This is a genomic window from Ruegeria sp. SATB027 (genome assembly GCF_059613825.1).
Genome location: NZ_JBXWTH010000084.1, coordinates 1 through 25,144 on the forward strand (window position 1 = coordinate 1; position 25,144 = coordinate 25,144).

The following is a 25,144-nucleotide window of genomic DNA, read 5'->3' on the forward strand; positions in this document are numbered from 1 at the left end:
TCACCGCCTGCTGCCGCGCAAACAAACTCCCAGAACCAGAAGGCCTGACCGCCTGATAAACACGGGGGCCGGAGCGGGGCGTTTCAGAGTGCAAGGTACCCGATACCTGCAAATGCAACACAACACCCCAACCACTGCTGAAGAGCCATTTTTTCCTTCAATATGGCCCAGGCCAGAACTACGGTTAACAACCCAAAAACGGACGCCGAGACCGAGGCAAATTGTGCATTGGGCAAACCACCCGCTGAGACCACGCAAAGGATGGCAACCGCATCCAGAACACCCATCACACATAACAGGGGCATTGCTTGGGGTCCGGGCCAGATTGCTTTTCCAGATGCCACAGCAACCATCCCCAGGGTCAGGATTGCCGCCAATCGGCTGACCAGCGAGACCGAGTACTCGTTGCTAAGCTCGGTTGCATATTGTCCTAGGGCAAAGGCCGCCGCGAAGCCGACGGCCGCAACCAGCGACAGCAGTATTGTTGGGCCTGTTGCCGGATACACCACCGCATCCCGTTCGGACTTGGCTGCGACCACGGAAACCCCGATGCCAATCGCAATGACGGCAAGCCAATGCAGCGGGCTGATAGTTGCACCCCGCCATATGGCCAGCAACACGGACAAGACCGGGTAACTCGCGACAAGTGGCGCAACCAACCGAACCGGGCCACGCTGAAAAGCGGCATACATGCTGATACCCGCCAACAGATAAAACCCGCCCGCGGCGACAGCGGTGAACACTGCCGCACCAGAAATCGAGTCAAACCTGCCCACCGTCACCGTCAGACCAAACTGAAGCACCGCGCCCGATATCAGCACGACCATCAGCGATGCGATCACGCTGACAGACTGGCTGACATAACGTACTGCCAGATCGTGTATCCCCCAGCAAAGTGCCGCGACCAGGCCAAGCGCCAGAGCAGTCATTTTGTCATCACCATCATCGGCTTTGTTTCAATCCGCTTGAGACCATGCATACGTCAAACTGTCACTGGTGTTAAACTTATTTTCCTGTTATGCAATAATATTGAAGCCAAAGGCAGTAAGAGGCAGCACATGACGTCTGCATTAGAGCAACTTGGCGGTGAGAGCCGGCTGCGCAGTCTGGTTGAGCGTTTCTATGATCGGATGGAAACGGATCCGGCAGTTTATTCCTTGCACAGGCTACACTTTCGCGGCCATGGGCTGAACCATACCAGACAGGCCCAGTTCGAATTTCTCAGCGGTTTTCTGGGAGGGCGGGCCTATTACCGCGAACGATTTGGTCACATGGACCTGCGTGAAATTCATGCGCATGTCCCTATCCGCGAAGCTGATGCCGAGCTTTGGCTGGAGACGTTTGACGCCGCGCTGGCGGATTGCGGCATGTCCGGTCCGGTTGTCGACAGGATGCGCGTGACGTTGCGCAGGGCGGCGCTCATGCTGGTCAATGACGTACCTGACTGGCGGCTGGAGGCGGATGCGGGCGCAGATGCCCGTGACACACAGCGTGAAAAGAGCGACTAACTTCGCGTGGCCATCGCAGAAACAGGGCCGCCTATGGCGCGGCCCCGATATGCAATCCTGCTATCCGACTTAGATATCGAGCGTGTTGTCTTTTTCCCAGCGCGAGAAATGGGAAACAAAAGAGTTCCATTCCTGATGCTTCATTTTCAGGAAAGCTGACGAGAATTCGGCACCCATCATCGCCTTCAGCTCTTTGTCCTTGTCGTATTCGCGCAGCGCATCAAGCATGTTCAGGGGCAGTTTCGGTGCACCGCGTACCTTATGGCCTTCGGCATACATATCGATGTCCCAGCGCTTGCCGGGATCGGCCTTGGACCGGATACCTGACAGCCCGGCCGCGATGATGACGGCCTGTAGCAGGTAGGGGTTGGTTGCGCCATCGGGCAAGCGCAACTCGAAACGTCCGGGGCCGGGAACGCGCACCATGTGCGTGCGGTTGTTGCCGGTCCACGTCACCGTGTTTGGCGCCCAGGTTGCACCGGACATCGTCCGCGGCGCGTTGATGCGTTTGTAGCTGTTCACTGTGGGGTTGGTGATCGCCGCCAGTGCCGAGGCGTGCTTCATGATACCGCCGAGGAAGTGCTTGCCGCGTTCTCCCAGACCAACCTCGCCGGTTGGGCCGTCACCCTCTCCTGCGAAAACATTGGTTTTGGCGGCATCACCCGGCGCATCCCAGACCGAGATATGGGCGTGGCAGCCATTGCCGGTCAGCCCTTCGACCGGTTTCGGCATGAATGTTGCCCGAAGCCCGTGTTTTTCCGCGATCGATTTTGCCATGAACTTGAAGAAGGAATGCTTGTCTGCTGTGCGCAGGACATCATCGAATTCCCAGTTCATCTCGAACTGGCCATTGGCATCCTCGTGGTCGTTCTGGTACGGACCCCAGCCCAGGTCCAGCATGTAGTCGCAAATCTCGCGCACCACATCATAACGGCGCATCACGGCCTGTTGGTCATAACAGGGCTTTTCGGCTGTATCGAACGGATCACTGATCTGTTCACCATCCGGGGTCATCAAAAAGAACTCGGCCTCGATCCCGGTTTTGACATGCATGCCCTCGCTTGCCGCTTCGTCGATCAGTCGGCGCAGAACGTTGCGCGGGGCTTGCGCGACGTCCTTGCCTTCCATCACACAGTTGCCCGCAACCCATGCCACCTCTGGTTTCCAGGGCAGTTGGATGACGGAAGACGGGTCCGGAACCGCCAGCATGTCGGGATGCGCCGGTGTCATGTCGAGCCACGTAGCGAAACCGGCAAAACCCGCGCCATCTTCCTGCATCTCGGCAATGGCCTGCGCTGGCACCAGTTTGGCCCGCTGTCCACCAAACAGATCGGTGAACGAGATCATGAAGTATTTGACGCCTTTTTCTTTTGCGAAAGCTGCGAGATCTGTCGTCACGATTGCTTTCCTTTCCCTGTTGAATTTTCGGTTTTCAAAGCAAGAACGCGGCCCCCATTCAGGAGGCCGCGTCGCATATGTTCAGAACCCTTCCTTGCCCGGGTACCAACTGGTTCCCGCTAAGGGCACCCGCGCCATCGCGGCGGCCTCCATGGTCAGGGCACACAGGTCCTCCGGTTCGAGGTTGTGCAGGTGGTTGTGACCGCAGGCGCGCGCAATGGTCTGCGCCTCTAACGTCATGACCTTCAGGTAGTTGCGCAGCCTGCGACCCGCTTCGACGGGGTTCAAGCGCGCGGCAAGCTCAGGGTCCTGCGTTGTGATGCCAGCGGGGTCGCGCCCTTCGTGCCAGTCATCATAGGCCCCTGTGGTCGTGCCCAGTTTCTGATACTCGGATTCCCATTTGGGATCGTTGTCGCCAAGGGCCACCAGAGCGGCGGTGCCAATGGCGACCGCATCGGCCCCGAGCGCCAATGCTTTGGCCACATCGGCACCTGTTCTTATGCCACCCGAAATGACCAACTGAACTTCACGATGTACACCCAGATCCTGCAACGCCTGCACGGCGGGGCGGATACAGGCCAGCGTGGGCAAGCCAACATGTTCGATGAACACATCCTGCGTGGCGGCTGTGCCACCCTGCATCCCGTCCATGACCACGACATCGGCCCCGGCCTTTACCGCCAGTGCAGTATCATAATAGGGGCGCGTCGCGCCGACCTTGACATAGATCGGCACCTGCCAACCGGTGATTTCGCGCAGCTCAAGGATCTTGATCTCCAGATCGTCCGGCCCGGTCCAGTCCGGATGGCGACAGGCCGAACGCTGGTCGATGCCTTTGGGCAGGGTCCGCATTTCGGCCACACGGTCACTGATCTTCTGACCCAGAAGCATCCCGCCACCGCCGGGTTTAGCGCCTTGCCCGACCACGACTTCAATCGCATCCGCCTTACGCAAATCATTCGGGTTCATGCCGTAGCGCGAGGGCAGATACTGGTAGACCAGCTTGGATGAATGACCCCGTTCTTCCGGGGTCATGCCGCCATCACCGGTTGTGGTCGACGTGCCCGCAGCAGATGCGCCACGGCCCAAAGCCTCTTTGGCGGGACCAGACAACGCGCCGAAACTCATACCTGCGATGGTGATCGGAATGTCCAACTTGATCGGATTTTTCGCAAAACGTGTGCCTAGCGTTACCGAGGTATCGCAGCGTTCGCGATATCCTTCCAGCGGATAGCGCGAGATGGATGCGCCCAAAAACAGCAGATCGTCGAAATGAGGGACCCTGCGCTTGGCTCCGCCACCGCGAATATCATAGATGCCTGTCGCGGCTGCGCGTCGGATCTCGGCATTGATGGGGTTGGAGAACGTCGCCGACTGGATCGGCAGGGTGCGGGGGATCTGATCGTCCATATCTTTCATACCCTTCTTCCTCAGTATGCGGCGGCGTTGTCGATGTCGAAATTGTACAGCTGCCGTGCCGAGCCGTAGCGTTTGAACTCTTCCGGTTTGGCATCACAGCCCGCCCGGTCCAGCAGGTCTTTCAGTATCTCCAGATGTTCGGGACGCATTTCCTTCTCGATACAATCGGCACCAAGACTCTTGACCGAGCCACGCACGAACAGCCGCGCCTCGTAGAGTGAATCCCCCAGCGCATCGCCTGCGTTTCCGCAGACCACCAGGTTTCCGGCTTGCGCCATGAAGGCGGACATGTGGCCGATATTGCCGTGCACGACGATGTCGATGCCTTTCATCGAAATGCCGCAGCGCGAGCTTGCATTGCCCTTGATCACCAGCAATCCGCCATGGCCGGTCGCGCCGGCATATTGGCTGGCGTCACCATCGACGATGACCTGACCAGACATCATGTTCTCTGCAACACCCGGCCCGACGGACCCTTCAACCTTGATAGTTGCCTGCTGGTTCATCCCCGCGCAGTAGTACCCAGTCGATCCCTTGACCGTCACTTCGATCGGCGCATCCAGCCCAACGGCAATCGCATGGCTGCCCTTGGGATTTACAATTTCCCAACGGGTCTGGTTGGTCTCGGAATTTTGTGCCTGCAAGCAAGAGTTCAATCCGCGCAGCCCGTCTGCCTCTAGATCATAGGTCTGCATATCAGGCGGCCTTTTCGTGGGTTGTGGGGCTGTCGTTGTGCGACCAGAAATAAACGGTGGACGGTTCAGGTTCCCAAACTCGTGCATCTTCGATGCCAGGCAGGTTCACCAGGGCGCGATACTCGCTGCCAAAAGCCACATACTGATCGGTTTCAGCCATCACGGCTGGTTTGCACGCGATCGGATCACGCACGACGCCAAAGCCGTCCTTGGTTCCCACGACAAAAGTGAAGAAACCGTCCAGATCATCAATGCTGGATTCCAGAGCCTCGCCCAAGGTGGCACCATTCATCATCTTCCAGGTCAGGTAGGCTGCGCCAACTTCGGTGTCGTTCTCTGTCTGGATCGTTACACCCGCACGGCGCAGTTTGCGGCGCAACGAGTTGTGGTTGGACAGCGACCCGTTATGGACCAGACATTGGTCGGACCCTGTATTGAACGGGTGGGCACCCATTGTGGTCACCGCAGATTCCGTCGCCATGCGGGTGTGTCCGATGCCATGCGTGCCGCTCATTCCGCTGAGGTTAAAACGCTCAGCAACATCCTTCGGCAGGCCGACTTCCTTGTAGATTTCAAGGCTGTCACCACGGCTCATCACCCGGACCGACGGGCGGATCTCAGCCAGAGCGGCGCGTGCAGCTTCGAACTGACCGGCGGGAACTTCCAAAACGGCATGTGTGTCGTTGTTTCTTTGACCAACAGATGTGCCCAAGCATTTGCCCAACTCGTCCGTAAGGTCGACAAAATCGGTTTCGGGGTTGGGGGACTGAACCGTAATCTTGGTTTTACCCACCGATTCTGCGCCATAAATCGCAATACCGGCACTGTCGGGGCCACGATCTGTCATCGTGATCAGCATGTCTGTCAGCATATTGCCCAGTTGAGGAGCAAGGGACTGATCTTTGAGGAATAATCCAACAATTCCGCACATGGCTGGCAGATCTCCTTGTGTGTTTCGTTATGATTCGACGGTACCAATTATTCTGCAGGATATCAATAACGGTAGGAAAATTTTTTTCCTGTCAGGCAATGGACGCATTCATTGATCTTGCGCCCATTGCCGGTTCTCAAAACCGGATCAATAACGATCCAGCTGTGCTTTTACTCTGTCTTCGTCTCCTGCGTGGCGGGCTTTTTCAAGATGCTCGCCCTCGCGGACAAATTGGATACGGTGCCAGCCGATCCAGAAGACGACGCCGATGATGACCATCAGAATTTCGTACCCCTGGAAGGGATAGACCGGGCCGACTTCAGCAAGATCAACGGCCCAACTTGTATATCCGATTGTAGACATAACGTTCTCCTCTATTTCGCGGCTGCGCCGCGGGCAGCCAGCTCTTCTTTGTCAGCCGCGATGATCGCTGCTTTGGCATCTTCGTAGGCATGGTGTTCAGCGTAATCGAGGCCCTGAAGCTCAACCTCTTCCGGTATGCGAAGAACACCGGCAGCCGCTTGCAACTTGGCCACGATCCAACCGGGCATGAAACCCAGCACAAAGAACATGATGACCGCACCGGTGAACTGACCAACCGGATTGACCGTCGCGAAGCCCTCATATGGCGACGACGGTGCACCCCACAGAACAAAACCTGCGATCACCAACCCAATGAAGCCCGAATAACCATGTACTGCAACCGCCCCGACAGCATCATCCAGCTTGAACCGGCGTTCGACCCAGTAGTGCAGCTTGTAGACAATCACGACACCGATCGCGCCGATGATCATCGCCTGGATCGGGTGGTACAGGTCATTCCCTGCGGATGCGGTGATAACACCGGCCAGCCCGCCCGAGAACGTCCAGAAGGCATCGCCTTTTGAAACCACATACGCCGCCATCAACCCACCAGACAGAGACATCAGGAAATTGAAGGTAATCGCCGAGAGAGTCGTCGGAGCCAGATAGATGTTTGTTGCGGTCCAGGTCACGCCAGTGATCTGCCCGTCAATCGCCTCGGGAGAGATCACCGGAACGTTGCAGGCAGCGTAGAAACCCCAGAAGCCGGTGTAGATCAGGAAAATCCCGATCGTCAGCATCCACGGATTGTGAGGTGGAATATCCCGAGGAGTTCCGTCCTTAGCAAACTTGCCAAGGCGCGGACCCAGAACCATGATCACACCAAGCGCATACCCCCCCGCGATCGCGTGAATAACGCCGGATGCATAGGCATCATGATACCCCAGAACACGCACCATCCAACCGGCATAGTGCCAACCCCATGCGGCATCGATGATCCAGAAGACCGACCCGATCAGCACCGCATGTACCCAAAGGGCAGAAGATCTGATCCGCTCGATCACCGAGCCGGAAACGATCGAGGCCGCGGTCCACGAAAACAGCAAGAATGCGGCCCAGAAGACCCCTGTGATTCTGTCGCCAAGGTTGGTGGCCATTGTGTCGGCCCAAGGCAGATTCGCGGCACCCGCTTCTGCATCCAGACCGCCCCAGAACGGAAAGTTCGGAAAGGCCCAATAGATCCACCATCCAAAGAAGAAGAACGTGACCGTCACCAGCGGGATGATCATGATGTTTTTCATCAATGTGTGCATGTGGTTACGCGCTCGGCTGGCGCCGACCTCGTACATGCAAAAGCCCACATGGATGAGGAACATGAAGACGACCGTTACCCAGTAATAAAACTCGGTAAAGACCGTCGTGAGTGCGTTTAGATTACCATCCACTTCGTAGTCTCCCTGTTGTTGCAGCAGGAGGTCCGCCCGCGCAGAATTTCCTGCTGGGAATATTTATCTACTCAGAGGACATTTTCATTTGCGACCTGTCAATAGATATGTGGGGCAAACACCTTTTAGGCTTGTCCGCGACCTACGCTTTGGCACACCAAAAACGGACCTAAACATTTGACAAACAACTAACAAATTCCTTTCTCAGGAATGTTTTCAGGGTGCAAAAATTGCAGGCAAATATTCCCAGCAGGAAAATTTTCTGCACTCAGGTGTTGATTTTCAATCCAACATCGGCCTCAATGTGGCCAACAAAAACGATCAACGGGAGACCTGAACCATGGCCATTCTTTGGAGGACGTCGGCCCTTGCGCAGCGCCATGCCGAGATCGGCGGCGAGCTTGAGGACTGGAACGGAATGGGGACCGCTTGGTTCTATGACCACAGCCCTGAACGTGCCAAAGCGGACTACGAAGCCATCCGCACCAAAGCTGGTCTTATGGATGTATCCGGCCTGAAAAAGGTTCATGTGGTTGGCGAGGATGCCGCCTATGTTATTGATCGCGTCACCACGCGGAATGTGGAAAAAATCATGCCGGGCCGATCGACCTATGCCTCGATCCTGAATGCTGAAGGCAAGTTTGTTGATGACTGCATCATCTATCGTCTGTCGGTGAACACATGGTTGGTGGTGCATGGCACCGGAACAGGTATGGAGCAGCTGACATCCGTGGCGGTAGGCAAGAACTGCTCGGTCATTTTTGACGACGACATGCATGATATGTCGCTGCAAGGGCCAGTTGCCGTTGATTTCCTGGCAAAGCATATCCCCGGCATTCGTGACCTGGCTTATTTCGGCATCATGCAGACCAAGCTTTATGGGTGCCCGGTGATGGTTTCGCGGACCGGATATACCGGTGAGCGTGGGTACGAGATTTTCTGTCAGGCCAAACATGCTGTGCATCTGTGGGACAGCATTCTGGCTGACGGCAAGGACATGGGCATCGTACCAGTCCAGTTCTCGACACTCGATCTGCTGCGCACCGAAAGTTACCTGCTGTTCTATCCGGGCGATAATTCGGAAACCTATCCGTTCGATGGTGAGACATGTGGCGATACGCTGTGGGAACTGGGTCTGGATTTCACTGTCTCGCCCGGCAAGACTGGCTTTATCGGCGCCGAGAACCATTATGCCTCGAAGGGCAAGGAACGGTTCAAGATCTATGGCGTCAAGTTGGAAGGCACGACACCAGCGAATGAGGGCGCGGACCTGCTGCAGAACGGCGAAAAGGTCGGTGTTGTCACCTTTGGCATGTATTCTGAAATCAACGGGCATAACGTGGGTATCGCGCGGATGCCGGTTGCCTGCGCATCGCCCGGAACCAAGCTAACGGTGCGCAACGGAGATGGAACGGAAATAGCGGCGACTGCGGAAGAGATGCCGTTCTACGATCAGGATAAATCGATCAGAACCGCAAAGGGCTGAGTTTCAGGGGGCGCGACGGGCATACCGTGGCGCCCTTTTCCTATTTGAGGGTACAATGTCAAAGTTCGAATTTCCCAAGTCAATAACAAGCCGACCGATCTGGGGCACGCTGGAAGCTCGGCAGGGCGACCATCATCTCATGATCGCCGAAGCCGAAGGCGCCGAAGCCGTTCTCGACATCGCGACGCCTGACCTGATGGCCAAAACGCACCTGATCTATATCCCCAAAGGGACGGACTACTCGGAAAGGTTGCGGGCGCTGAACCCCGCGCAGTTCTACGAAGGACCTTCCTATGCGGCCGCGCTGCAACGCATCCGCCGCGTACTGGAGGACGCGCATATGGGACTGCAGGTCTATCTGAGCGGTACTGAGGGCATGATGGGTCAGGCTATGAACGAGGTGACAGCAGTCGGCCTGCCACACACGGCAATACAGACCGAGCATCGCGGTTCGGTTGCACGCCGGATGCAATGTGTGCACTGCAAAGGCATCACCGAAGATGTCGAGGTTGATCCATTTGTCTGCTCGCATTGCGGGCTGAATCTGTTCGTGCGCGATCACTACTCCCGCCGGCTTGCCGCCTATCAGGGTGTCCGCGTCGACGCCGAAGATCATGGCAACGTGCCCGAGCCGAAAGGGATTTACGAATGAGCGGTGCCGAGAAAATTCAGGTCAAAGTGACCGAAATCACCCCGCTGAATGAACTGGTGACACGGTTCCGGTTCGAACGCATAGACGGCGGTCAGTTGCCAACATTTTCGGGCGGAGCGCATACCGTTGTCGAAATGACGGATGGCGGCATCACACGGCTTAATCCTTATTCCCTGATGTCCGACCCGTTTGATCAGTCATCCTATACGATCTCGGTCCGGCGTGATGATGAAGGCAGGGGCGGTTCGTTGTTCATGCACCGTCAGGTCAAGCTGGGTGATGAAATGACCATCAGCTACCCGGTCAACTTGTTCTCGCTTGACTTGCGCGCCCGCAAACACCTGTTTCTGGCCGGTGGCATTGGCATCACGCCATTTCTGGCGCAGATCAAGCAACTCGAACTGCTGCACGGGCACTGGGAACTGCATTACGCGTGCCGCAACACGGCATTGGCGTCTTATGCCGAGCAACTGACAGACAGGCATCCGAATGAAACCCATCTGTATTGCGACGACCAAAACCAGCAAATTGATCTGAAAAACCTGCTGAGCGGGCAACCCTTGGGAACGCATGTTTATGTCTGCGGTCCCAAGGGCATGATTGATTGGGTGCGCAACACCGCTGCTGCCGAAGGCTGGCCCGAGGATTGCGTCCATTACGAAGAGTTTCTGGCCCCGCGACCCGGCAAACCGTTCGAAGTGCGGTTGGCCACATCGGACAAAGTTATTCATGTGGGCGAGAATGAAAGCCTGCTGGAGGCGATCGAACGTGAAGGGGTGGATGCACCGTATCTGTGCCGCGGCGGGGCCTGTGGCCAATGCGAAACAGTTGTGCTGGATCATGATGGCAATTTCGTTCACCGCGACCACTGGCTGACCGATGAGGAAAAGGCAGCGGGCAAGAAAATCATGCCCTGTGTATCGCGTTTCGAGGGCAAGTCCCTCGTGCTGGACCGCTGAGAGGAGGCCCAACATGACCATTCAATTCAACGACGAGTCCTTCCGCGACGATTATACGTTTCATAACTCGGACTGGGCGATAAAACGCTTTCCGTTTCCGTTCCACGAAGACAGCTACATGTATTCGGTCAACATGGAACAGCATCGCGGCGGGCCCGAAGGGTCAGTCTATGAAAAGCGGTTCGATGTGGACGAACATTACGTTTCGGAAATGAAAGACCGCGCCATCGTTCTGGATCAGGACCCGCTGCGTTGCCAGTCTTTGCCACACATGACATTGGCGGGTTGGGACATTCTGGAACTGATTATGGTTTGCAAGTCCGAGGATTACCCGGATCTGTTTGAACTGCACCGCAACGGCAACCAGTGGCGCTGGATCAACAAACCATTGGGGATTGATCACAGCTTTACCTTCATGGATGAAACCACCCTGCCCTGCGGGCCGATGGAATATATCACCCGTCAGGCCCAGGGTGACTATGCGGTGCTTGATCAACGTGACGACATGCTGTGGATGGATGCCGGAATGGTGACCACTCAGGCCGACTGGAGCCTGGATTTCGACATTGGCATGAACTTTTTCGAATGGCACGCCCCGGTACCACTGGCCCACGAGATGGGTATCTTTCAGCGTGCGCTGAAATTCTTGCTGAGTATTCAGCAGGGCGCGCCCGCACGCCGCCTGAACTGGACCATGACGGTCAACCCGCTTTTGGATACCAGCCCGGAGAACTACCATAAATGGGGTATTCAGAAAACCACGCTGACACCGGAGAATATTGGCCAAAAACAACATCTTCGGGTCGAGTTGCAGACATTCTTCCGACTACCGCGTTCAAACGCGCTGTTATTCCCAATCCGCTGTTATCTGTGTAGTTTTCAGGATCTGATGACTGTACCGAAATGGGGTCGTCGCCTGCATCGTGTTGTTCGTGATCTGCCAGTGGAACTGGCAACCTACAAAGGGTTCATCGACAACCGGCCGCTGATGCTGGACTATCTCAGCCAGTTCGACGACGGGTTGCCCACCTCGCCCGGGATCTGGCCGGATCTGGAAACGGAACCCCCCTTGTCAAAGTAAACCGGCAATGTCAGGTGTCTTGGCTGTTATGACTGATCCAGACAGAACACCGTGGCTCATCCCGAGCGATGACTTCGCTCTGTATGACGCTCTGGCGCTGCTGCGCGAGGCCTTTCGGTACATGGATGCTCGGATCGACCCTCCGTCGTCCATCCATCGTCTGAACGTGGACGGGATGCTTGCGCATTGTCAGAGTGGCGGAGAAATCTGGGCCATCGGCCGACCGCTTTTCGCCTGCATGTTTCTAACGCCCAAGCCCGACAGCTTGTACCTTGGAAAGCTGGCGGTGAAGGACGGATTGCGAGGACAGGGTATTTGCCGGTCCTTGGTGGATCATGCTGCAATCCGCGCAGCGCAGCTTGGCCTGCCCGCGCTGGAACTGCAAACGCGCGTGGAGCTCACTGAAAACCATCGCATATTTTCCAGGCTTGGGTTCACGATTGTCAGCACGGGCAGCCATGAGGGGTATGAAAGACCCACAGATTTCCTGCTGCGCAAGCCGATCAGTTTGTCTGCGGATAGCTGATCACTGAAAGGTAGCGTGCCGGCAGATTGACCAACCGTTCCGGGCCGTGGGGTGCGTCGGCGTCAAAGAACAGGGTATCGCCGGGCTTCAGGGGATAAATCTGGTCCCCGTGGCGGTAGTCTACCTCACCTTCAAGCATGTAAATCGTCTCAATTCCGCCATGTTGGAACGTTGGGAACACATCGGATTCAGCAGTCAGTGTGATCAGGTAAGGTTCCACGATTACACCTGATCCATTGGCGCCGATATGCCCAAGCAGGTTGTACTGATGGTTGGCGCGAGTTCCCTCGCGCTCCAGTTCGACCCCTTCACCAGCTTTCGTATGAACCGCCTCGCGGCGTTCTTCAAACTGACGGAAAAAACTAGTCAGAGGAACCGAGAGCGCATCCGCCAGCAATTGCAGGGTTGTCAGAGAAGGTGACGTGTTGCCGTTTTCGATCTTCGACAACATGCCGATTGACAACCCAGTTAGCTGAGCCAGGTCTGCAACCGTGATGTTCTGCTGTTTACGAAACGCTCGAACCTCGCGACCAATGGCGACTTCGAGAACTTTTTCCCTGTCACCCGAACGAACCGAATGCGGGTCCTGACTCAGATTTATCGCCATGTCTTTGTCTTTTTTTTTCAATTTCACTCTTTCAACGTCTTGCTACACTTGTCCAAACCGGTTCTGCAACCAGGCGCGGCGCAATAGCCGATCCAATTCGGACCACAATAGCACCAAGCTTTCCTGATAGTAAAATAATCATGCTGACAGAGAATATGAGCACGCTGTCCAATTGCACGAACCGTTCCGCTGCACGCAGGTGTTTTGCCAAAGCGCCGGACTGCCAGGTTTCACTGCATCAATCTGAAATCTCGGCTAAATCGACCCAGCGGTTTTCTTGGGTCGATTTCAGTAATGCGCCACAGAAACGCATTTCGTAATGACCGTCTTCAAATGTCGCCAGTTGCGTAAAGTGCGACATGCTGCCTGTCGTCAGGGAATTTGGGACAGTTGGCCGCCTGAACTAAGAGAGGATCAGGCTCACCTGGTTGTTTTGATTATGCGGCGGATTCGAGGTGGAGCAAGCGCCGGGTTTCGATTGTCTTTTGTTTGGTCCTTCCTCGTTGTCTTAGTATGGTCTGCCCGCGTCCGAAGTAGACATCGGCCGGGGTTAGGTGTTCAGTTTCGGCATCTGGTGGATTGGGTTTAGGATGGATCGATCTGGTTTTGATGTCCAGATTTTGCAGATGTATTCATATGGTGCGAGACCGCTGAGCGTCTTCAGTCTGAGGGCAAAGTTGTAGGGGTCAATTGCGGAAGAGTGTGGAATCCAACGCTAAGCAAACAATGACGCCATTGCGGGACAGGGCGAAATGACACTCTGAGCGATTTCGTGTTGCGCGCGCTCACAGCACCTGTATGCCGCAGGGACGGAAATTTCGGCGCCGCGGTGCAGCGCGGAGACCGGCCATTCATCGACTGTGCAGCAGTTTTCGGACACCCAATTTACGAGCCGCGGACGAGAGTCCTATTTCGCTGCGGTTGCACCAACGTCCGGTCGCACAACGGGTTTCTAGTCAACGATCACCACCTGTCCTGTGAAAGCACCCTCGACGCATTTCGCGTATGCCAATCCAACATGATAGGATGAAACCGGTTTGTGGCCGTGAAACCATGCGCCGTAACGTGGCGCGGACACGTCCAACATGCCCGGACTGACAACATTGACTCTCAACCCGCGCGGCATCTCGATTGCAGCGCTCTTTACGAAGCCTGCCAATGCTCCGTTAGCGGTTGCCGCATTTGAACCCATTCTGATCGGATCGCGATCAAGAACACCGCTTGTCAGAGTGAAGGAACCTGCATCCGAAATGACGTCCAGCCCAGCCAGGACAAGGTTCACTTGCGCCATAACCTTTTGCTGAAGACCCACCATGAAGGTCACTTGGGTCATCTGCGGCAACGGGGCAAAGGTCGCGTCGCCTGCACAGGACACCACAGCATCGAAATTGCCGATGCTTTCATACAGTGATTTCACCGCGTTTAAGTCACTTGAATCGACCCGATGGTCCCCACTTGAACGTCCCACTGTGACGATTTCATGCCTTTGCCGAAGCTCCTTGCAGGCAGCTTGTCCAATATCACCACCTGCTCCGACTACGATAATTCTCATGCCTGATCCTTCAATATCTCATCATAGCGTTTCAGTTTTCGATTTAGGATCACGCGGCATCGGTCCAGATCGGCCTGTCGATCTTCCAGGCGGCGGCTATGTGCCAAAAGGGCAGCTTTGCGCTCAGGGACTTTGCCGTCGCCGGATGCGTAAAGCTCCGCAAAAGCCCGCATTTCTGCCAAAGGCATACCTGTCGAACGAAGGGACGCCAGTAACTCTAACCAATCGGCATCTGTCTTCGAGAATTTGCGCTTGCCATCCGCGCCGCGTTGGACGAATGGACACAACCCCGATTTCTCATAGAAACGAATTGTTGAAACGCTGAGTCCGGTGCGTTCTGCAACTTCTGAAATCATCATGCGATCTGATCCTCTCGCCCAAGTCCCTACCTACCTGAAGCTACTTCAGGTCAAGCAACTTCTGCAGAAACTCTCAATAGCCGCCAATCTCGCATCGCGCAGCTTCGGCCACTCTGGCTCGCTGCAAGGCGCTTGGGCAGTATCGATGCGGACAGACAGGACTTTGCGCGCCGCGGCCAAGGTCAGCTTTCGACGTATCAGGCAGCCACCATATCAACTTCGGCAGCTGAGAAACCAAAAGAAGCGACCATGTTCCGATGGGCTTCGGTCCCAAGGAATTGCGAAAGAACTGCATCGACTTCGTTCCGCAGGTCTGTGTCGTTCAAACCAAACGCGAACGACCCGAACGCTGGAGGTTTTTCTGAGTTTGGCACAAGGATCAGTTCCAGGTCCCATTCCGGGTTCTGCTCGATAAATCCACCATGCGCTCGACCCACGCTGGCATAGGCATCGGCGGTGCCTTCACAAACAGCTTGTGCGGCCTCGGCATATGTTTCGAAAATCATGATGCGCTCTGCGATGACGCCAAATTCAATCGCCGAGCGATGCTGAAACTGGTCCCGGATAACCGCCAAACGGATATCAGAATTGTCGGCAACCGATCGATATCCGCTCAAACCCATCTGATTGCCCCCAGCCACCAGGAGCCCGTCGGGTAGCGCCCAGATCGGGCGGCTGAACAATGCGCTCTTCCTGCGTTCTTCCGTTCCAAAAAGACCGGTCGTCATGCGCCATCGGCCATCCCCGACCCCGGGCAAGAGTTCAGCAAATTCCGTTTCTACCATTTCAAAACCGGCAATGCCAAGTTGCGCCAATACATACCGCGCGAGTTCAACGTCACAGCCGGTGACGAGGCCTGTTGCATCGATGTAGTTGAACGGCGGTTCGATCAGGTAGGCAAACTTCATGGGTCATCCTCTTTGGTGTCCGGGCCATAGCTGGCGATCTTGATGGCGAGGATACTTTCGCATTTTTCGAGAGTAGCGCGTTTGGCTTTTAGCGTTGACGCGTGGCCCAACAGGATTTGTCGCCGTTCTTCGATACCTGCATCGCCCACTTTGGCAAGAGTTGTGAACCGACGCATTTGCTTGAGTGGCATGCCGGTTTCGCGCAGCCAATAGAGCAGAGTCAGCCACTCGACCAAACGAGGCGTAAACCGACGATGTCCATCGGTGCCACGCTCGATCTCTGGCAGCATTCCCGACTTCTCGTAGAACCTTATAGTATGTGCGGATAGCCCACAGGCTTCCGCCGCTTCAGCAATTCTCATCTTCGCAATTGTTCCTCTGATCTCTGGGTAGCGAGTTAGAGCCACTCTAAGTCAATAGCGACTTTTGAAAAGCTGGCATTCGTGCAGAGTGCGGCATCTGTCAAACTGGGCTCTGGGCGGTCATCGAAGGCGGAACAGCATCTGAATTAAGAGAGATCTGTGGAGCCATCGAGGACGGCCCAAACCAATCTCTCGGCGCAACCCCATACTCTGTGTTCGCTGCCCGAAATTCAGACATTCGCTGCAGGCACGAAAGGTAGGATCACCGCAAGGTCAGCAGCGCGAACAAAGCTGACATCGACAATTCGTGTTTGAGACCCACTACCGATGCAAGTCTCCGTTCAAGTAGCGCAGACCGGTGTCGATGATCACGGTCACTACGGTTTTGCCCGGTCCAAGTTCTTTGGCCTTTTTCAGGGCCGCCCAGATGTTTGCACCTGACGTCACACCGCCAAGCAAACCTTCCTGGCCAGCGAGCGCCCGGCCCCCCCAATAGGCGTCTTCATCCTTCACTGGAATTACATCATCGATGAGGTCCCTGCGCAGGATCTTCGGCACGAAGGATAAGCCTATCCCCTCGAGCTTGTGCGTACCACTGGTGTCACCTCCTGAGAGGTTGCGCACGTAGTAGGGCTCCACGGCGACAACTTCGGTGTTGGGATTGTGCGTCTTCAAGACCTCGGCATTGCCCGAAATGCAACCGCCACCGCCCGCAGCCATGACGAAGGCATGTACGGGAGTGTTTACTTGGCTCAGAATTTCCTGAGCCATGTCGTGATACCCCAGCTTGTTATCTATGTTGTTCACCTGATCCGGCCAAAACGTGCCCGGTTCCCCGGCCAGTTCTTTTGCGCGCACAATCATCCGGTCGAGTACATCCGCAGTCAGCACGCCGCCCTCGGCGTGAACAATTTCCACTTCCGCGCCGAACGCTCTCATCGTTTGTAGCTTTTCCTCGGAGAACCCGTTTGAAGACACAAAGTAGGCCTTATACCCGCGAGTGGCACAGACCATCGCCAGCGAGCTTCCGGTGCTGCCACCAGTGTACTCGACAACGCGCCCACCGGGCTTCAACTCTCCGCGCCGTTCGGCCCCTTCGATCATCGACAAGGCCATGCGGTCTTTCATGCTGCCCGTTGGGTTGGCCCCTTCCCACTTCACATAGATGTCGGCGTGATCGGGTCCTGTCAGATGGGACAGTTTGATGAGTGGGGTATTGCCGATGGTGGTCATTTTGGAGCCTTTCGCGGACTGTCATCACCAGTGGCTTCCATAAGTTAAGTCACATACTGAGTCAAACTTCCATTTTTTAAGTAACTGCGCTAAGTTCAACAAATTGACAGCTAACATGAGGACGGAATGACCCAAACAGAGCATGAGTTTCGTTCCCGATGCTCGATTGCGCGCAGCCTTGAGATCCTTGGTGACAAATGGACCCTGCTGGTGGTGCGAGACCTGTTATGGCACGGAAAACATACATTCCAGGAATTGCAGAACAGTGAGGAACACCTGCCCCCAAACCTTCTGTCTCAACGACTAAAGCGGTTGATGGAGTGGGGGCTTGTGGAGCGGGAGGCCTATCAGGTCAGGCCTGTGCGCTATCGTTACATGCTTACCGACCGGGGGCGAGCGTTAGAGCCAACCTTGTTGGGGATCATGAACTGGGGGCACTTGCACTTAGGGGGAGGACTGTTCGACCCAACGCTTGGCAAGACAGTGGCTGGAACATCGGTCTGAGTTTCCAGACACGTTCGTTCTGGGTTCGTAGCAGACCTAGGAGCATGCGCAGCATCACCCCTACCCTTTTTAGTTGGTCATACTCGGCCCTTACTTCACAACCCACCTGTTGAGAGTGGCACGGTCCAACGTACGCCGCGTTCAGCCATGATCTCTTCCAAATCACGATAGGACACCGTGTACCGCAGATAGAAGTACACAGCGTACAAAACTACATTCTTGGGGAAATGACAGCCCCTCAATGAGATCATGCTCAAACAATCTGTTCGAAAACTATTCGACGAGAACAAACCGAGGATTACGCATGCGCGTCAACAAGACCCCAGAGTTTGCGACACATCCTCGGCGTGTCCGAAACAGAATATCAACGGCTTCTCGATCTGAACAGCGAATGGCGTTTCGGCAACAACTATCTGCTGACGATTCTCCTGGCACACTTAGACGAAGTTGTGGACAGGAGGCTTGGAGCACCGTGATGGCGGACTTTATCGAGGAATACGGTCAGCCGGAAAGCGGCAGATTGCGTTAGCTGACGATGAGGCCCGGCCGATAGTGTTAACAAACTCTGATTTTGCCCAAAAAGTGGCGGAAAAGTTAGCCGTAGAGAGCCAGTCGAAAACCCCGGCTAGGCATAAGAACACAGCTTCGACGTCGTCAATCTGGATTTGACCAAGGCTTCGGCAAAGGTGACGGAACAGGCAACACCATCAACGACTGGTAAACCAAACTCCTCGGATAATTGTGACATCAAGTCTGTCATTCCAGCACAACCCAGAACGATGGCTTCAGCTTTGTCCTCGTCAATGGCGGCGCGAATTTCAGCCCGTATCTTATCTATTGTCGCCGGATCGTTTTCCTCAAGCTTTAGAACTGGAACATCTGATGCCCGAACGCGGGCGCATCTGCGATCCAGGCCATATTTCAACAAATTGGTTTCCAACCCAGCCAGAGATCGGGACAGCGTAGTAATGACGCTGAATTTTGGACTGATCATGGAGGCCGCGTGATAGGCGGCCTCACCAACACCAACGACCGGAGCCGAGGTGATGCAACGTACAGCGTCGACGCCTGTGTCATCGAAACAGGCCACTACGATGCCATCCACATCCGGATGCTGCTTGACCACATCCAACAAGCCCGGAACACAAGTAGAGACATCCAGATAGCCCTGTATGCTGGCGGGACCGTCTTGCGAAGTGGCAGCAATAATCATGGTTTCAGGATGCGCAGCCGCCCGCGCTGCCTCTTCTATCTTTCGCGTCATGGAACTGGTGGTGTTTGGATTGACGACTAGAAGTTTCACAACGTCCTCACATTTCTCCGCCCAGATAGGCGGCTTTGATCCGGGGATCGGTCAACAGCTCTTTGGAATTGCCCGAGATCACCACATTTCCAGTGGTCAACGCATAGGCGCGGTGCGAAATCGAAAGCGCCATGCGCGAGTTCTGTTCCACCAGCAGCACAGACACACCTTCGTCCCGGTTGATAGCTACAATAGACCGCGCAATGTCTTGCACCAGTTTGGGCGCAATTCCCAACGACGGCTCATCCAGCAACAGAAGGCGTGGCTTTGCCATCAGAGCGCGCCCGATCACCATCATCTGCTGCTCGCCACCCGACAAGGTTCCTGCCGACTGGCTGTAGCGCTCTTTCAGACGCGGAAACCGTTCCAGAACGGAATCCAGAGTGCGCTGAACATCCGCTTTGTCCGAGCGGGTAAACGCCCCCATCAGAAGATTGTCTTTTACCGACATGTACGGGAAGACGCGCCGCCCTTCGGGCACCATAGCGATGCCTTTCGAGACGATCTCGGCCGGGTTGGTTCCGGCAATCTGTTCGCCCTCGAACGCGACCGAACCGGATTTGATCTTCGCCAGCCCAGTGATCGCCCGCAGGATCGAGCTTTTGCCTGCCCCATTGGCACCGATCAAAGCAACCGTTTCGCCTTGCTCAAGATCAATCGATACCCCTTTAAGGGCATAGACGTGATCGTAGTAAAGCTCGACATCCTTGAAATCTAACATCTTGGTCATGGCTCAGATCCCAATCTCGTCGTCGGCGCTGCCCAGATAGGCTTCGATAACTTTTTCGTTGTTCTGGATTTCTACCGGTGTGCCCTCGGCGATCATCTCACCGAAATTCAGCACGACGATCCGGTCCGAGATATTCATCACCGCAGGCATGTCATGTTCTACCAGTAGAACGGTCACCCCCCGGTCATCTCGCACCTTGCGCACCAGATTGACCATTTTCATGGTCTCGTCATGGTTCATCCCGGCGAAGGGTTCATCCAGCAGCAACACTTTGGGATCGGTCGCCAGACCAATCGCGATCCCCAACGCCCGCAGGTTGCCCTGCGGCAGGTTTGAGGCCTGTTCGTTGGCGATCTCGGTCATGCCGAGGAATTCGATCAGATCGTCGGCATATTGCCCAAAGCTGTCGACATCTTCATGCGCCGTTTTTGTGCCCCAGAAATACCCGGCCAACGAAGCACGGGCCCTTAAGTGCTGAGCGACGATGATGCTTTCGCGCACTGTCATGGATTTGAAGATCGTCGTTTCCTGAAACGTACGGACAATGCCTTTGCGGGCCACTGCGTGTGGTTTCAGGTTAGAAATTCTCTCGCCCTTGAACAGCACCTCTCCGGTCGTGGTCGGCAGAAAGGATGAGATCATCTTGAACAGCGTGCTTTTGCCCGCACCGTTCGGTCCGATCACCGACAGTATCTCGTTTTCATTGACGTTGAACGAGATGTTGCTGTTCGCGGTCAGGCCACCGAATTTCTTGGTGACATGGCGGACTTCCAGAAGATGGCTCATTTGTCCTCTCCTTTCTTGCCAGGCAGACGCAGGCTGAGCAGCCCGTTGGGCAGGAACAGCATCAGGATGATCAGCAAGCTGGAATAGGCCAGCAGCTGGAAACGACCCAACTCGAACAACAGGTCCCAGCCAAAATACAGGACCAGCGTGCCCAACATCGGGCCGAACACATATCCCAGACCACCGAGGAAGCAATTCAGCATGAAGTTCACACTGTCGGCGACCTGAAAGCTGGACGGATAAACCGATTGCGCGATAGATCCGAACATCGCACCGCCAATGCCGCCCAGAAAGGACGAGATGGCAAAGACGATGACCCGGATATACGAGATGTTCACACCTATGGAGCTGGCCAGTTCCTCATTCTGCTGCATCGAGCGGCAAAGGTGGCCAAGGCGCGAATTCACCAGCCGGTACATGGCGGCAAAGGTCAGGACCATCAGAACACAGGCGGTGTAGTAGAAGGCCAGTCTTGGGTTCTCCAGTGTTCCGAAATCGGGTATCAGAGGGATACCCAGGATCGACACCCCGCCCGGAAGCGGGATCGAGGTGATGCCCTTGGCACCATTGGTGACAGGCAAGGCCAGCGCAGTCAGGGTGACGACCTGTGTCAGCACAAGTGAGATCATTGCAAAATACACACCCCGCAGCCGCAGGATCGGCAGACCGATCAGAACCGCCACACCGGCTGCAAAGAGGCCCGCAAGCGGCAGGGACAGCCAGAACGAAATGCCAGCCTTGGTCACCAGAATGGCCGAGACATAAGCTCCGATCGGGGCAAAGGCGCCCTGCCCGATGTTAATGCGGCCGATATAGAAGGTCAGCCAGACACCGGCACTGGCGATCGACAGCAGCGCTACCGAGGTCAGCGTGTAGTACAGGTCAGACCGTCCGGAGGCGGCGACAAAGCCGGGAACCGCGATGAAGATGGCCAGCAGGAAGACCGCCACACCGGCCCATTGGATCATTGAAAATTTTGGCACTGCGTTATCCCCACGGTTTGCCCATCAGGCCCTGCGGGCGGATGGCCAGGAAAATCATCAGCGAGACGAAGATCAGCAGATAGGTGATATCGCCATATTGCGAGAGCACCGCTAAACCGATGGCTTCCATGAAGCCAAGGATGATACCGCCTGCGATTGCGCCGGAAATCACACCTGCGCCGCCGATCATGACCATCATGAAAGCCTTGATTGAGGTCGGTCCGCCCATACCCAGATTGACGCCGGTAATAGTCACGAGCAGACCGCCAACCAGACCAGCCAGCATTGCGCCCAATGCAAATCCAATCATGGAGTAGCGCGCAACATTGACTCCCATCAGTTGGGCCGCGGTTCTGTCCTGCGCCAGCGCACGCAGGGCGCGGCCGGTTTTAGAATACTGCATAAACAGGATGAAAGTGACGATCGACAGAATAGCCAGCACGCAGATCAAAATACGGTCATATGGCATGATCAACTTGAAATCCCAGTTGAAAACCCCGTTGACGATCTTGGGCACACCGCGCTGTTTTTCTCCAAAGACCAGCAGGATGACCGCGTCAAACAGAAACGCCAGTCCCGCCGCCAACAGCATTGTGCTTTCTTCGCGCGATGACCGTCGTATGACTGGGGCGAACAGAAACCGTTCTATCAGTGCGCCGAGCACGGCCAGAGTGATACAGGACGCCAGCAGCGCAAGGATGAAAGGCCAGCCAAGTTGTCCGTAGAAGGTGTAGGTCACAAAGCCGCCGAGAACGTACATCTGTCCGTGAGCAAAATTCAGTACGTTCATCAGGGCAAAGATCAGCGTCAGACCCAAGGCGATCATCGCATATTGCGCGCCCAGATAGATGCCGTTTGCTAGTATCTGTTCCATGATAGTCCCGCGTTAGGTTCGGGTTTCCCGGGCCGATCATCAGCCCGGGAGTTTGAGTGGCTCGTTAGGCTTTCGCCTTGTCGTGGGGAGTTCTGCCTCAGTCGACTTCAGCGACAAAGAGTGTTTCAAACTGTCCGTCCTGGTAGACATTCACTACCAGCGGGACCGCAATCTGACGCTTTTGTCCGAAGGAGGTTGTTCCGACGTACCGCATTACGGCGTCGCCTTTCATGAAAGGGTTCGGTGCTTCGAACGTGTCCATCGTGGTCTGGAACGCCTTGACGTCGTCAATGCCCGCCGGGTTGGCGTTCAAAGTCGCCAGAATATACTCCAGCGCATAGACCTTGGTATTCGATTCATCGTTATATTCGCCGAACATATCAGTGTAACGCTTGACGAATTCCTTCATGTCGTCCGATGCGATTTCAGGCGTCGATGCACCGCCGACCGAGATGAACCCGTTGGCCAGATCGCCCGCACCTTCGCGCAGGACCGTCGCATCCTGCGCGGTCTCGGTCGAGATGATGCCCTGATACCCCAGTTCGCGCGCAGACCGGATCAACTGAGGTGCATTGGCCGGCGAGACGCCGGACAGAACCAGCAAATCAGGCTGCGTGCGCATTACAGGCGTCAGAACCGGGGTAAAATCTGTCGTGTCCACCTGATACGTCACGTTGTCAGACACAACTTCAAGACCCAGCGCATTTGCCGCTGCGATCCCTCCATCCCGCTGGCTCAGCGGATCAGACTCGTTGGCAGCAACAAAGGCCACGCTCTTTACGCCTTTTTCGTCGCGCAGGTATTCGTAAATCGCCGGGCCGGATTGATAGTTCGCAACCATGCCCAAAACCGCATTGGACGCCGGAGCGGTATAAAGCTCTTTCGGGAAGGCATATGGGAAATACATGATCCCTTTTGCTTCGGCAACTGGGCGCACGGCGGCTGCGCCGTCATCCACGTTGGGACCAACCACATAGTGGATCCCTTCCTGCGCCATCTTCTCCATGCCTGCGATTGCGCGCTTGGGGTCTTTCTGGTCATCGAACGAGACGATTTCGATGTCGTATGTGGTATCACCAATCTTGTAGCCGCCGGATTCGTTGATCCAGTCAGCCCGCGCCTCCATCGAGCGCTGGTTCGAGATGCCCCAGGCCGCTGCCGGACCTGAAGTCACACCAACAAAGCCAATCTTAAGAACCGGGTTTTCCGCCCAGGCGGTGGAGCCCAGAACGGATATGGCCATCGCCAGGGCCGCCGATGATTTCATCAGATTTCTGCGTTTCATTGTTTCCTCCCTATTGAGGTTTGGGCGCCTCTTTTGTGCGCTTGCAAAGGTTATTGAGTCACAGGTCGAATCCCGGTGATGCTGTTAAGCTCAGCTTTGTTAACAATCTATGTCAACATTTTTTAATCAACGGCAGTGTTGTTATTGTGAACAAATGCTCAATATATTGTCATTCGGAAGCCGTGCGTCTAATAAAAACGAACATGAATTCCAGCCAAATCGGAACAAGATGACAGACGCCCAACAAAAACTCGACACCGTCCAATCTGATCCGGATGAGCAATTGATCGTCGATCGAATTTATTCCGCGGTTATGGAACAAAAGCTGGCTCCACGAACCAAATTGAGTGAACAAACCTTATGTGAGACCTTTGGCGTTGGTCGCATGCGCGTCCGCCGCGCATTGTTGTTATTGAGCAGCCAAGGCATTGTTGAACTTCATTCCAACCGCGGTGCTTTTATAGCCTGTCCAAGCCCTGACGAAGCTCGAGAGGTTTTTGAGGCCCGCTTGATGATTGAGTCTGGCATCGTACGTACACTAGCACATGAAAACGGCAGCCTGGGAATCGACGCACTACGGACACATGTCAAAGAAGAAGATAAGGCTCGGGCAGCTAATGATCGAACCGAGATTATTCGGCTCTCAGGTGAGTTTCATGTGGAGCTGGCCAAATGCCACAACAATACGGTACTCACACGCATTGTCCGCGAGCTGGTGACCCGGTCATCTCTGATCGTGGCATTGTTCGGAACCAACAGAGACTCTTCGTGCCCCGATGATGAGCACGCTTCGATCATTGATGCGATCATGAGTGGTGATCCAAAATCCGCGGAAGACAACATCCAACACCATCTCCTTCACGTAAAAAACAGTCTGGATCTGGAACAAACCCGAAAGGTTGAACCCGATCTGGCCAAGATACTCACCGGGCGCATGTAATTGGATCTGTTGCAAACTTTTGGAATGGCCAGAGTAGCGACTAACCGGACACACCTATCCTGCGATCTCTGCAAATAGCTGAAATCCCGACGTCGTAGCGTTGGGGAATTGCTGCTTTCGGATCCTGTTTGCGACCTCGATGCCGTCCAGAATAGCCGATGCGGACCCGAACGATTTGAACCCGCACATGTGCCGCACGCGACGCTTGATAAACCGATAATCCTGCTCAATCAGGTTATTATCTGGCATGAATGAGCTCGACGCTCCGATCAGAGGTTTTGAAGGCTTCGAAGTGGATTACTATTGGTCCACCGG

Annotated in this window: 28 protein-coding genes and 3 pseudogenes; 8 read left to right on the plus strand and 23 right to left on the minus strand. The window is 55.4% G+C overall.

The genetic code is table 11. The annotated features are described in order from the left end of the window. Positions 1-83 precede the first annotated feature (83 nt). Positions 84-929 carry an EamA family transporter gene (locus tag AC2FPW_RS20240; protein WP_480912142.1) on the minus strand — a complete coding sequence of 282 codons (846 nt, stop codon included), beginning with the start codon at positions 927-929 and terminating at the stop codon, positions 84-86. A 129-nt stretch (positions 930-1,058) separates the two neighbouring features. Between AC2FPW_RS20240 and AC2FPW_RS20245 the strand changes: the two genes are divergently transcribed. Further along, complete coding sequence (locus AC2FPW_RS20245) at positions 1,059-1,508, plus strand: group II truncated hemoglobin (RefSeq protein WP_480478526.1); 450 nt, start codon at positions 1,059-1,061, stop codon at positions 1,506-1,508. Between the two features lie 69 nt (positions 1,509-1,577). Here the strand turns inward: AC2FPW_RS20245 and glnT are convergent, their stop codons facing one another. The 6 genes from glnT to AC2FPW_RS20275 form a co-directional block, all read right to left on the minus strand. Further along, positions 1,578-2,906: a type III glutamate--ammonia ligase gene (gene glnT, locus AC2FPW_RS20250; protein WP_480478528.1), complete on the minus strand. Its 1,329-nt coding sequence runs from the start codon at positions 2,904-2,906 to the stop codon at positions 1,578-1,580. 81 nt (positions 2,907-2,987) lie between these two features. After that, a complete protein-coding gene (locus tag AC2FPW_RS20255) occupies positions 2,988-4,316 on the minus strand; it encodes an FMN-binding glutamate synthase family protein (RefSeq protein WP_480483619.1) in 1,329 nt (442 codons plus the stop codon). Between the two features lie 20 nt (positions 4,317-4,336). Then, a complete protein-coding gene (locus AC2FPW_RS20260; protein ID WP_480483614.1) occupies positions 4,337-5,020 on the minus strand; it encodes a protein GlxC in 684 nt (227 codons plus the stop codon). Between the two features lies 1 nt (position 5,021). Then, positions 5,022-5,951, minus strand: coding sequence for a class II glutamine amidotransferase (locus AC2FPW_RS20265; protein WP_496815137.1), 930 nt, complete (start codon positions 5,949-5,951; stop codon positions 5,022-5,024). A gap of 147 nt (positions 5,952-6,098) precedes the next feature. Continuing rightward, a complete protein-coding gene (locus AC2FPW_RS20270) occupies positions 6,099-6,314 on the minus strand; it encodes a hypothetical protein (RefSeq protein ID WP_480483612.1) in 216 nt (71 codons plus the stop codon). Positions 6,315-6,325: 11 nt separating this feature from the next. Beyond that, a complete protein-coding gene (locus AC2FPW_RS20275; protein ID WP_496815139.1) occupies positions 6,326-7,699 on the minus strand; it encodes an ammonium transporter in 1,374 nt (457 codons plus the stop codon). A gap of 340 nt (positions 7,700-8,039) precedes the next feature. Between AC2FPW_RS20275 and AC2FPW_RS20280 the strand changes: the two genes are divergently transcribed. From AC2FPW_RS20280 to AC2FPW_RS20300, 5 genes are read left to right on the plus strand one after another with little or no spacing between them, the layout of a single operon-like run. Then, positions 8,040-9,185: an aminomethyl transferase family protein gene (locus tag AC2FPW_RS20280; RefSeq protein ID WP_496815140.1), complete on the plus strand. Its 1,146-nt coding sequence runs from the start codon at positions 8,040-8,042 to the stop codon at positions 9,183-9,185. A 55-nt stretch (positions 9,186-9,240) separates the two neighbouring features. Further along, positions 9,241-9,837, plus strand: coding sequence for a dimethylamine monooxygenase subunit DmmA family protein (locus AC2FPW_RS20285; protein WP_480539150.1), 597 nt, complete (start codon positions 9,241-9,243; stop codon positions 9,835-9,837). Beyond that, positions 9,834-10,796: a PDR/VanB family oxidoreductase gene (locus AC2FPW_RS20290; protein ID WP_496815141.1), complete on the plus strand. Its 963-nt coding sequence runs from the start codon at positions 9,834-9,836 to the stop codon at positions 10,794-10,796. The genes AC2FPW_RS20285 and AC2FPW_RS20290 overlap by 4 nt, the downstream gene beginning before the upstream one ends. Before the next feature lie 13 nt (positions 10,797-10,809). After that, positions 10,810-11,877 (plus strand): heme-dependent oxidative N-demethylase family protein, encoded by a 1,068-nt coding sequence (locus AC2FPW_RS20295; protein WP_480508327.1) that lies wholly within the window; start codon positions 10,810-10,812, stop codon positions 11,875-11,877. A 28-nt stretch (positions 11,878-11,905) separates the two neighbouring features. Continuing rightward, entirely contained in the window at positions 11,906-12,403 is a 498-nt protein-coding gene (locus AC2FPW_RS20300) for a GNAT family N-acetyltransferase (protein ID WP_496815143.1), read from the plus strand. Here the strand turns inward: AC2FPW_RS20300 and AC2FPW_RS20305 are convergent. The 8 genes and pseudogenes from AC2FPW_RS20305 to AC2FPW_RS20340 form a co-directional block, all read right to left on the minus strand. After that, positions 12,381-13,010 carry a helix-turn-helix domain-containing protein gene (locus AC2FPW_RS20305; RefSeq protein WP_480483605.1) on the minus strand — a complete coding sequence of 210 codons (630 nt, stop codon included), beginning with the start codon at positions 13,008-13,010 and terminating at the stop codon, positions 12,381-12,383. The genes AC2FPW_RS20300 and AC2FPW_RS20305 overlap by 23 nt on opposite strands. A 238-nt stretch (positions 13,011-13,248) precedes the next feature. Beyond that, positions 13,249-13,371, minus strand: a complete 123-nt coding sequence (locus AC2FPW_RS20310; protein ID WP_480833463.1) for a hypothetical protein — start codon at positions 13,369-13,371, stop codon at positions 13,249-13,251. Between the two features lie 189 nt (positions 13,372-13,560). After that, a pseudogene (locus AC2FPW_RS20315) lies at positions 13,561-13,692 on the minus strand (IS481 family transposase); the annotation flags it as partial. Between the two features lie 270 nt (positions 13,693-13,962). Continuing rightward, a complete protein-coding gene (locus AC2FPW_RS20320) occupies positions 13,963-14,562 on the minus strand; it encodes a short chain dehydrogenase (protein ID WP_496815144.1) in 600 nt (199 codons plus the stop codon). Beyond that, the gene (locus AC2FPW_RS20325; RefSeq protein ID WP_496815145.1) at positions 14,559-14,921 is read right to left on the minus strand and encodes a MerR family transcriptional regulator; all 363 of its coding nucleotides are present in this window, start codon (positions 14,919-14,921) and stop codon (positions 14,559-14,561) included. The genes AC2FPW_RS20320 and AC2FPW_RS20325 overlap by 4 nt, the downstream gene beginning before the upstream one ends. Before the next feature lie 197 nt (positions 14,922-15,118). Continuing rightward, on the minus strand, positions 15,119-15,829 hold the full coding sequence (locus AC2FPW_RS20330) for a transporter substrate-binding domain-containing protein (RefSeq protein ID WP_496815146.1): 711 nt from the start codon (positions 15,827-15,829) through the stop codon (positions 15,119-15,121). Next, positions 15,826-16,191: a MerR family transcriptional regulator gene (locus tag AC2FPW_RS20335; protein ID WP_480773864.1), complete on the minus strand. Its 366-nt coding sequence runs from the start codon at positions 16,189-16,191 to the stop codon at positions 15,826-15,828. Before AC2FPW_RS20335 ends, AC2FPW_RS20330 begins: the two co-directional genes overlap by 4 nt. Before the next feature lie 321 nt (positions 16,192-16,512). Next, a complete protein-coding gene (locus tag AC2FPW_RS20340) occupies positions 16,513-17,424 on the minus strand; it encodes a PLP-dependent cysteine synthase family protein (protein WP_496815147.1) in 912 nt (303 codons plus the stop codon). A 126-nt stretch (positions 17,425-17,550) separates the two neighbouring features. Between AC2FPW_RS20340 and AC2FPW_RS20345 the strand changes: the two genes are divergently transcribed. After that, entirely contained in the window at positions 17,551-17,928 is a 378-nt protein-coding gene (locus tag AC2FPW_RS20345; protein ID WP_480483599.1) for a winged helix-turn-helix transcriptional regulator, read from the plus strand. 99 nt (positions 17,929-18,027) lie between these two features. On the opposite strand, the pseudogene AC2FPW_RS20350 reads toward AC2FPW_RS20345, so the two are convergent. From AC2FPW_RS20350 to AC2FPW_RS20380, 7 genes and pseudogenes are all read right to left on the minus strand, one after another. After that, a pseudogene (locus AC2FPW_RS20350) lies at positions 18,028-18,179 on the minus strand (IS6 family transposase); the annotation flags it as partial. Positions 18,180-18,553: 374 nt separating this feature from the next. Then, on the minus strand, positions 18,554-19,231 hold the full coding sequence (locus AC2FPW_RS20355; RefSeq protein WP_496815149.1) for an aspartate/glutamate racemase family protein: 678 nt from the start codon (positions 19,229-19,231) through the stop codon (positions 18,554-18,556). 7 nt (positions 19,232-19,238) lie between these two features. Continuing rightward, on the minus strand, positions 19,239-19,961 hold the full coding sequence (locus tag AC2FPW_RS20360; protein WP_480487946.1) for an ABC transporter ATP-binding protein: 723 nt from the start codon (positions 19,959-19,961) through the stop codon (positions 19,239-19,241). A 3-nt stretch (positions 19,962-19,964) separates the two neighbouring features. After that, complete coding sequence (locus AC2FPW_RS20365) at positions 19,965-20,747, minus strand: ABC transporter ATP-binding protein (protein WP_496815150.1); 783 nt, start codon at positions 20,745-20,747, stop codon at positions 19,965-19,967. Further along, complete coding sequence (locus AC2FPW_RS20370; protein WP_496815154.1) at positions 20,744-21,715, minus strand: branched-chain amino acid ABC transporter permease; 972 nt, start codon at positions 21,713-21,715, stop codon at positions 20,744-20,746. Before AC2FPW_RS20370 ends, AC2FPW_RS20365 begins: the two co-directional genes overlap by 4 nt. A gap of 19 nt (positions 21,716-21,734) precedes the next feature. Beyond that, entirely contained in the window at positions 21,735-22,604 is an 870-nt protein-coding gene (locus AC2FPW_RS20375) for a branched-chain amino acid ABC transporter permease (RefSeq protein ID WP_480483595.1), read from the minus strand. A 97-nt stretch (positions 22,605-22,701) separates the two neighbouring features. Further along, positions 22,702-23,889 (minus strand): ABC transporter substrate-binding protein, encoded by a 1,188-nt coding sequence (locus tag AC2FPW_RS20380; protein WP_480899798.1) that lies wholly within the window; start codon positions 23,887-23,889, stop codon positions 22,702-22,704. Between the two features lie 229 nt (positions 23,890-24,118). Here AC2FPW_RS20380 and AC2FPW_RS20385 point away from each other — a divergent pair, with 229 nt between their 5' ends. Continuing rightward, on the plus strand, positions 24,119-24,829 hold the full coding sequence (locus AC2FPW_RS20385) for a GntR family transcriptional regulator (protein WP_496815152.1): 711 nt from the start codon (positions 24,119-24,121) through the stop codon (positions 24,827-24,829). A 54-nt stretch (positions 24,830-24,883) separates the two neighbouring features. On the opposite strand, the pseudogene AC2FPW_RS20390 reads toward AC2FPW_RS20385, so the two are convergent. Next, positions 24,884-25,069: pseudogene (locus tag AC2FPW_RS20390) on the minus strand (DDE-type integrase/transposase/recombinase); the annotation flags it as partial. Positions 25,070-25,144 lie beyond the last annotated feature (75 nt).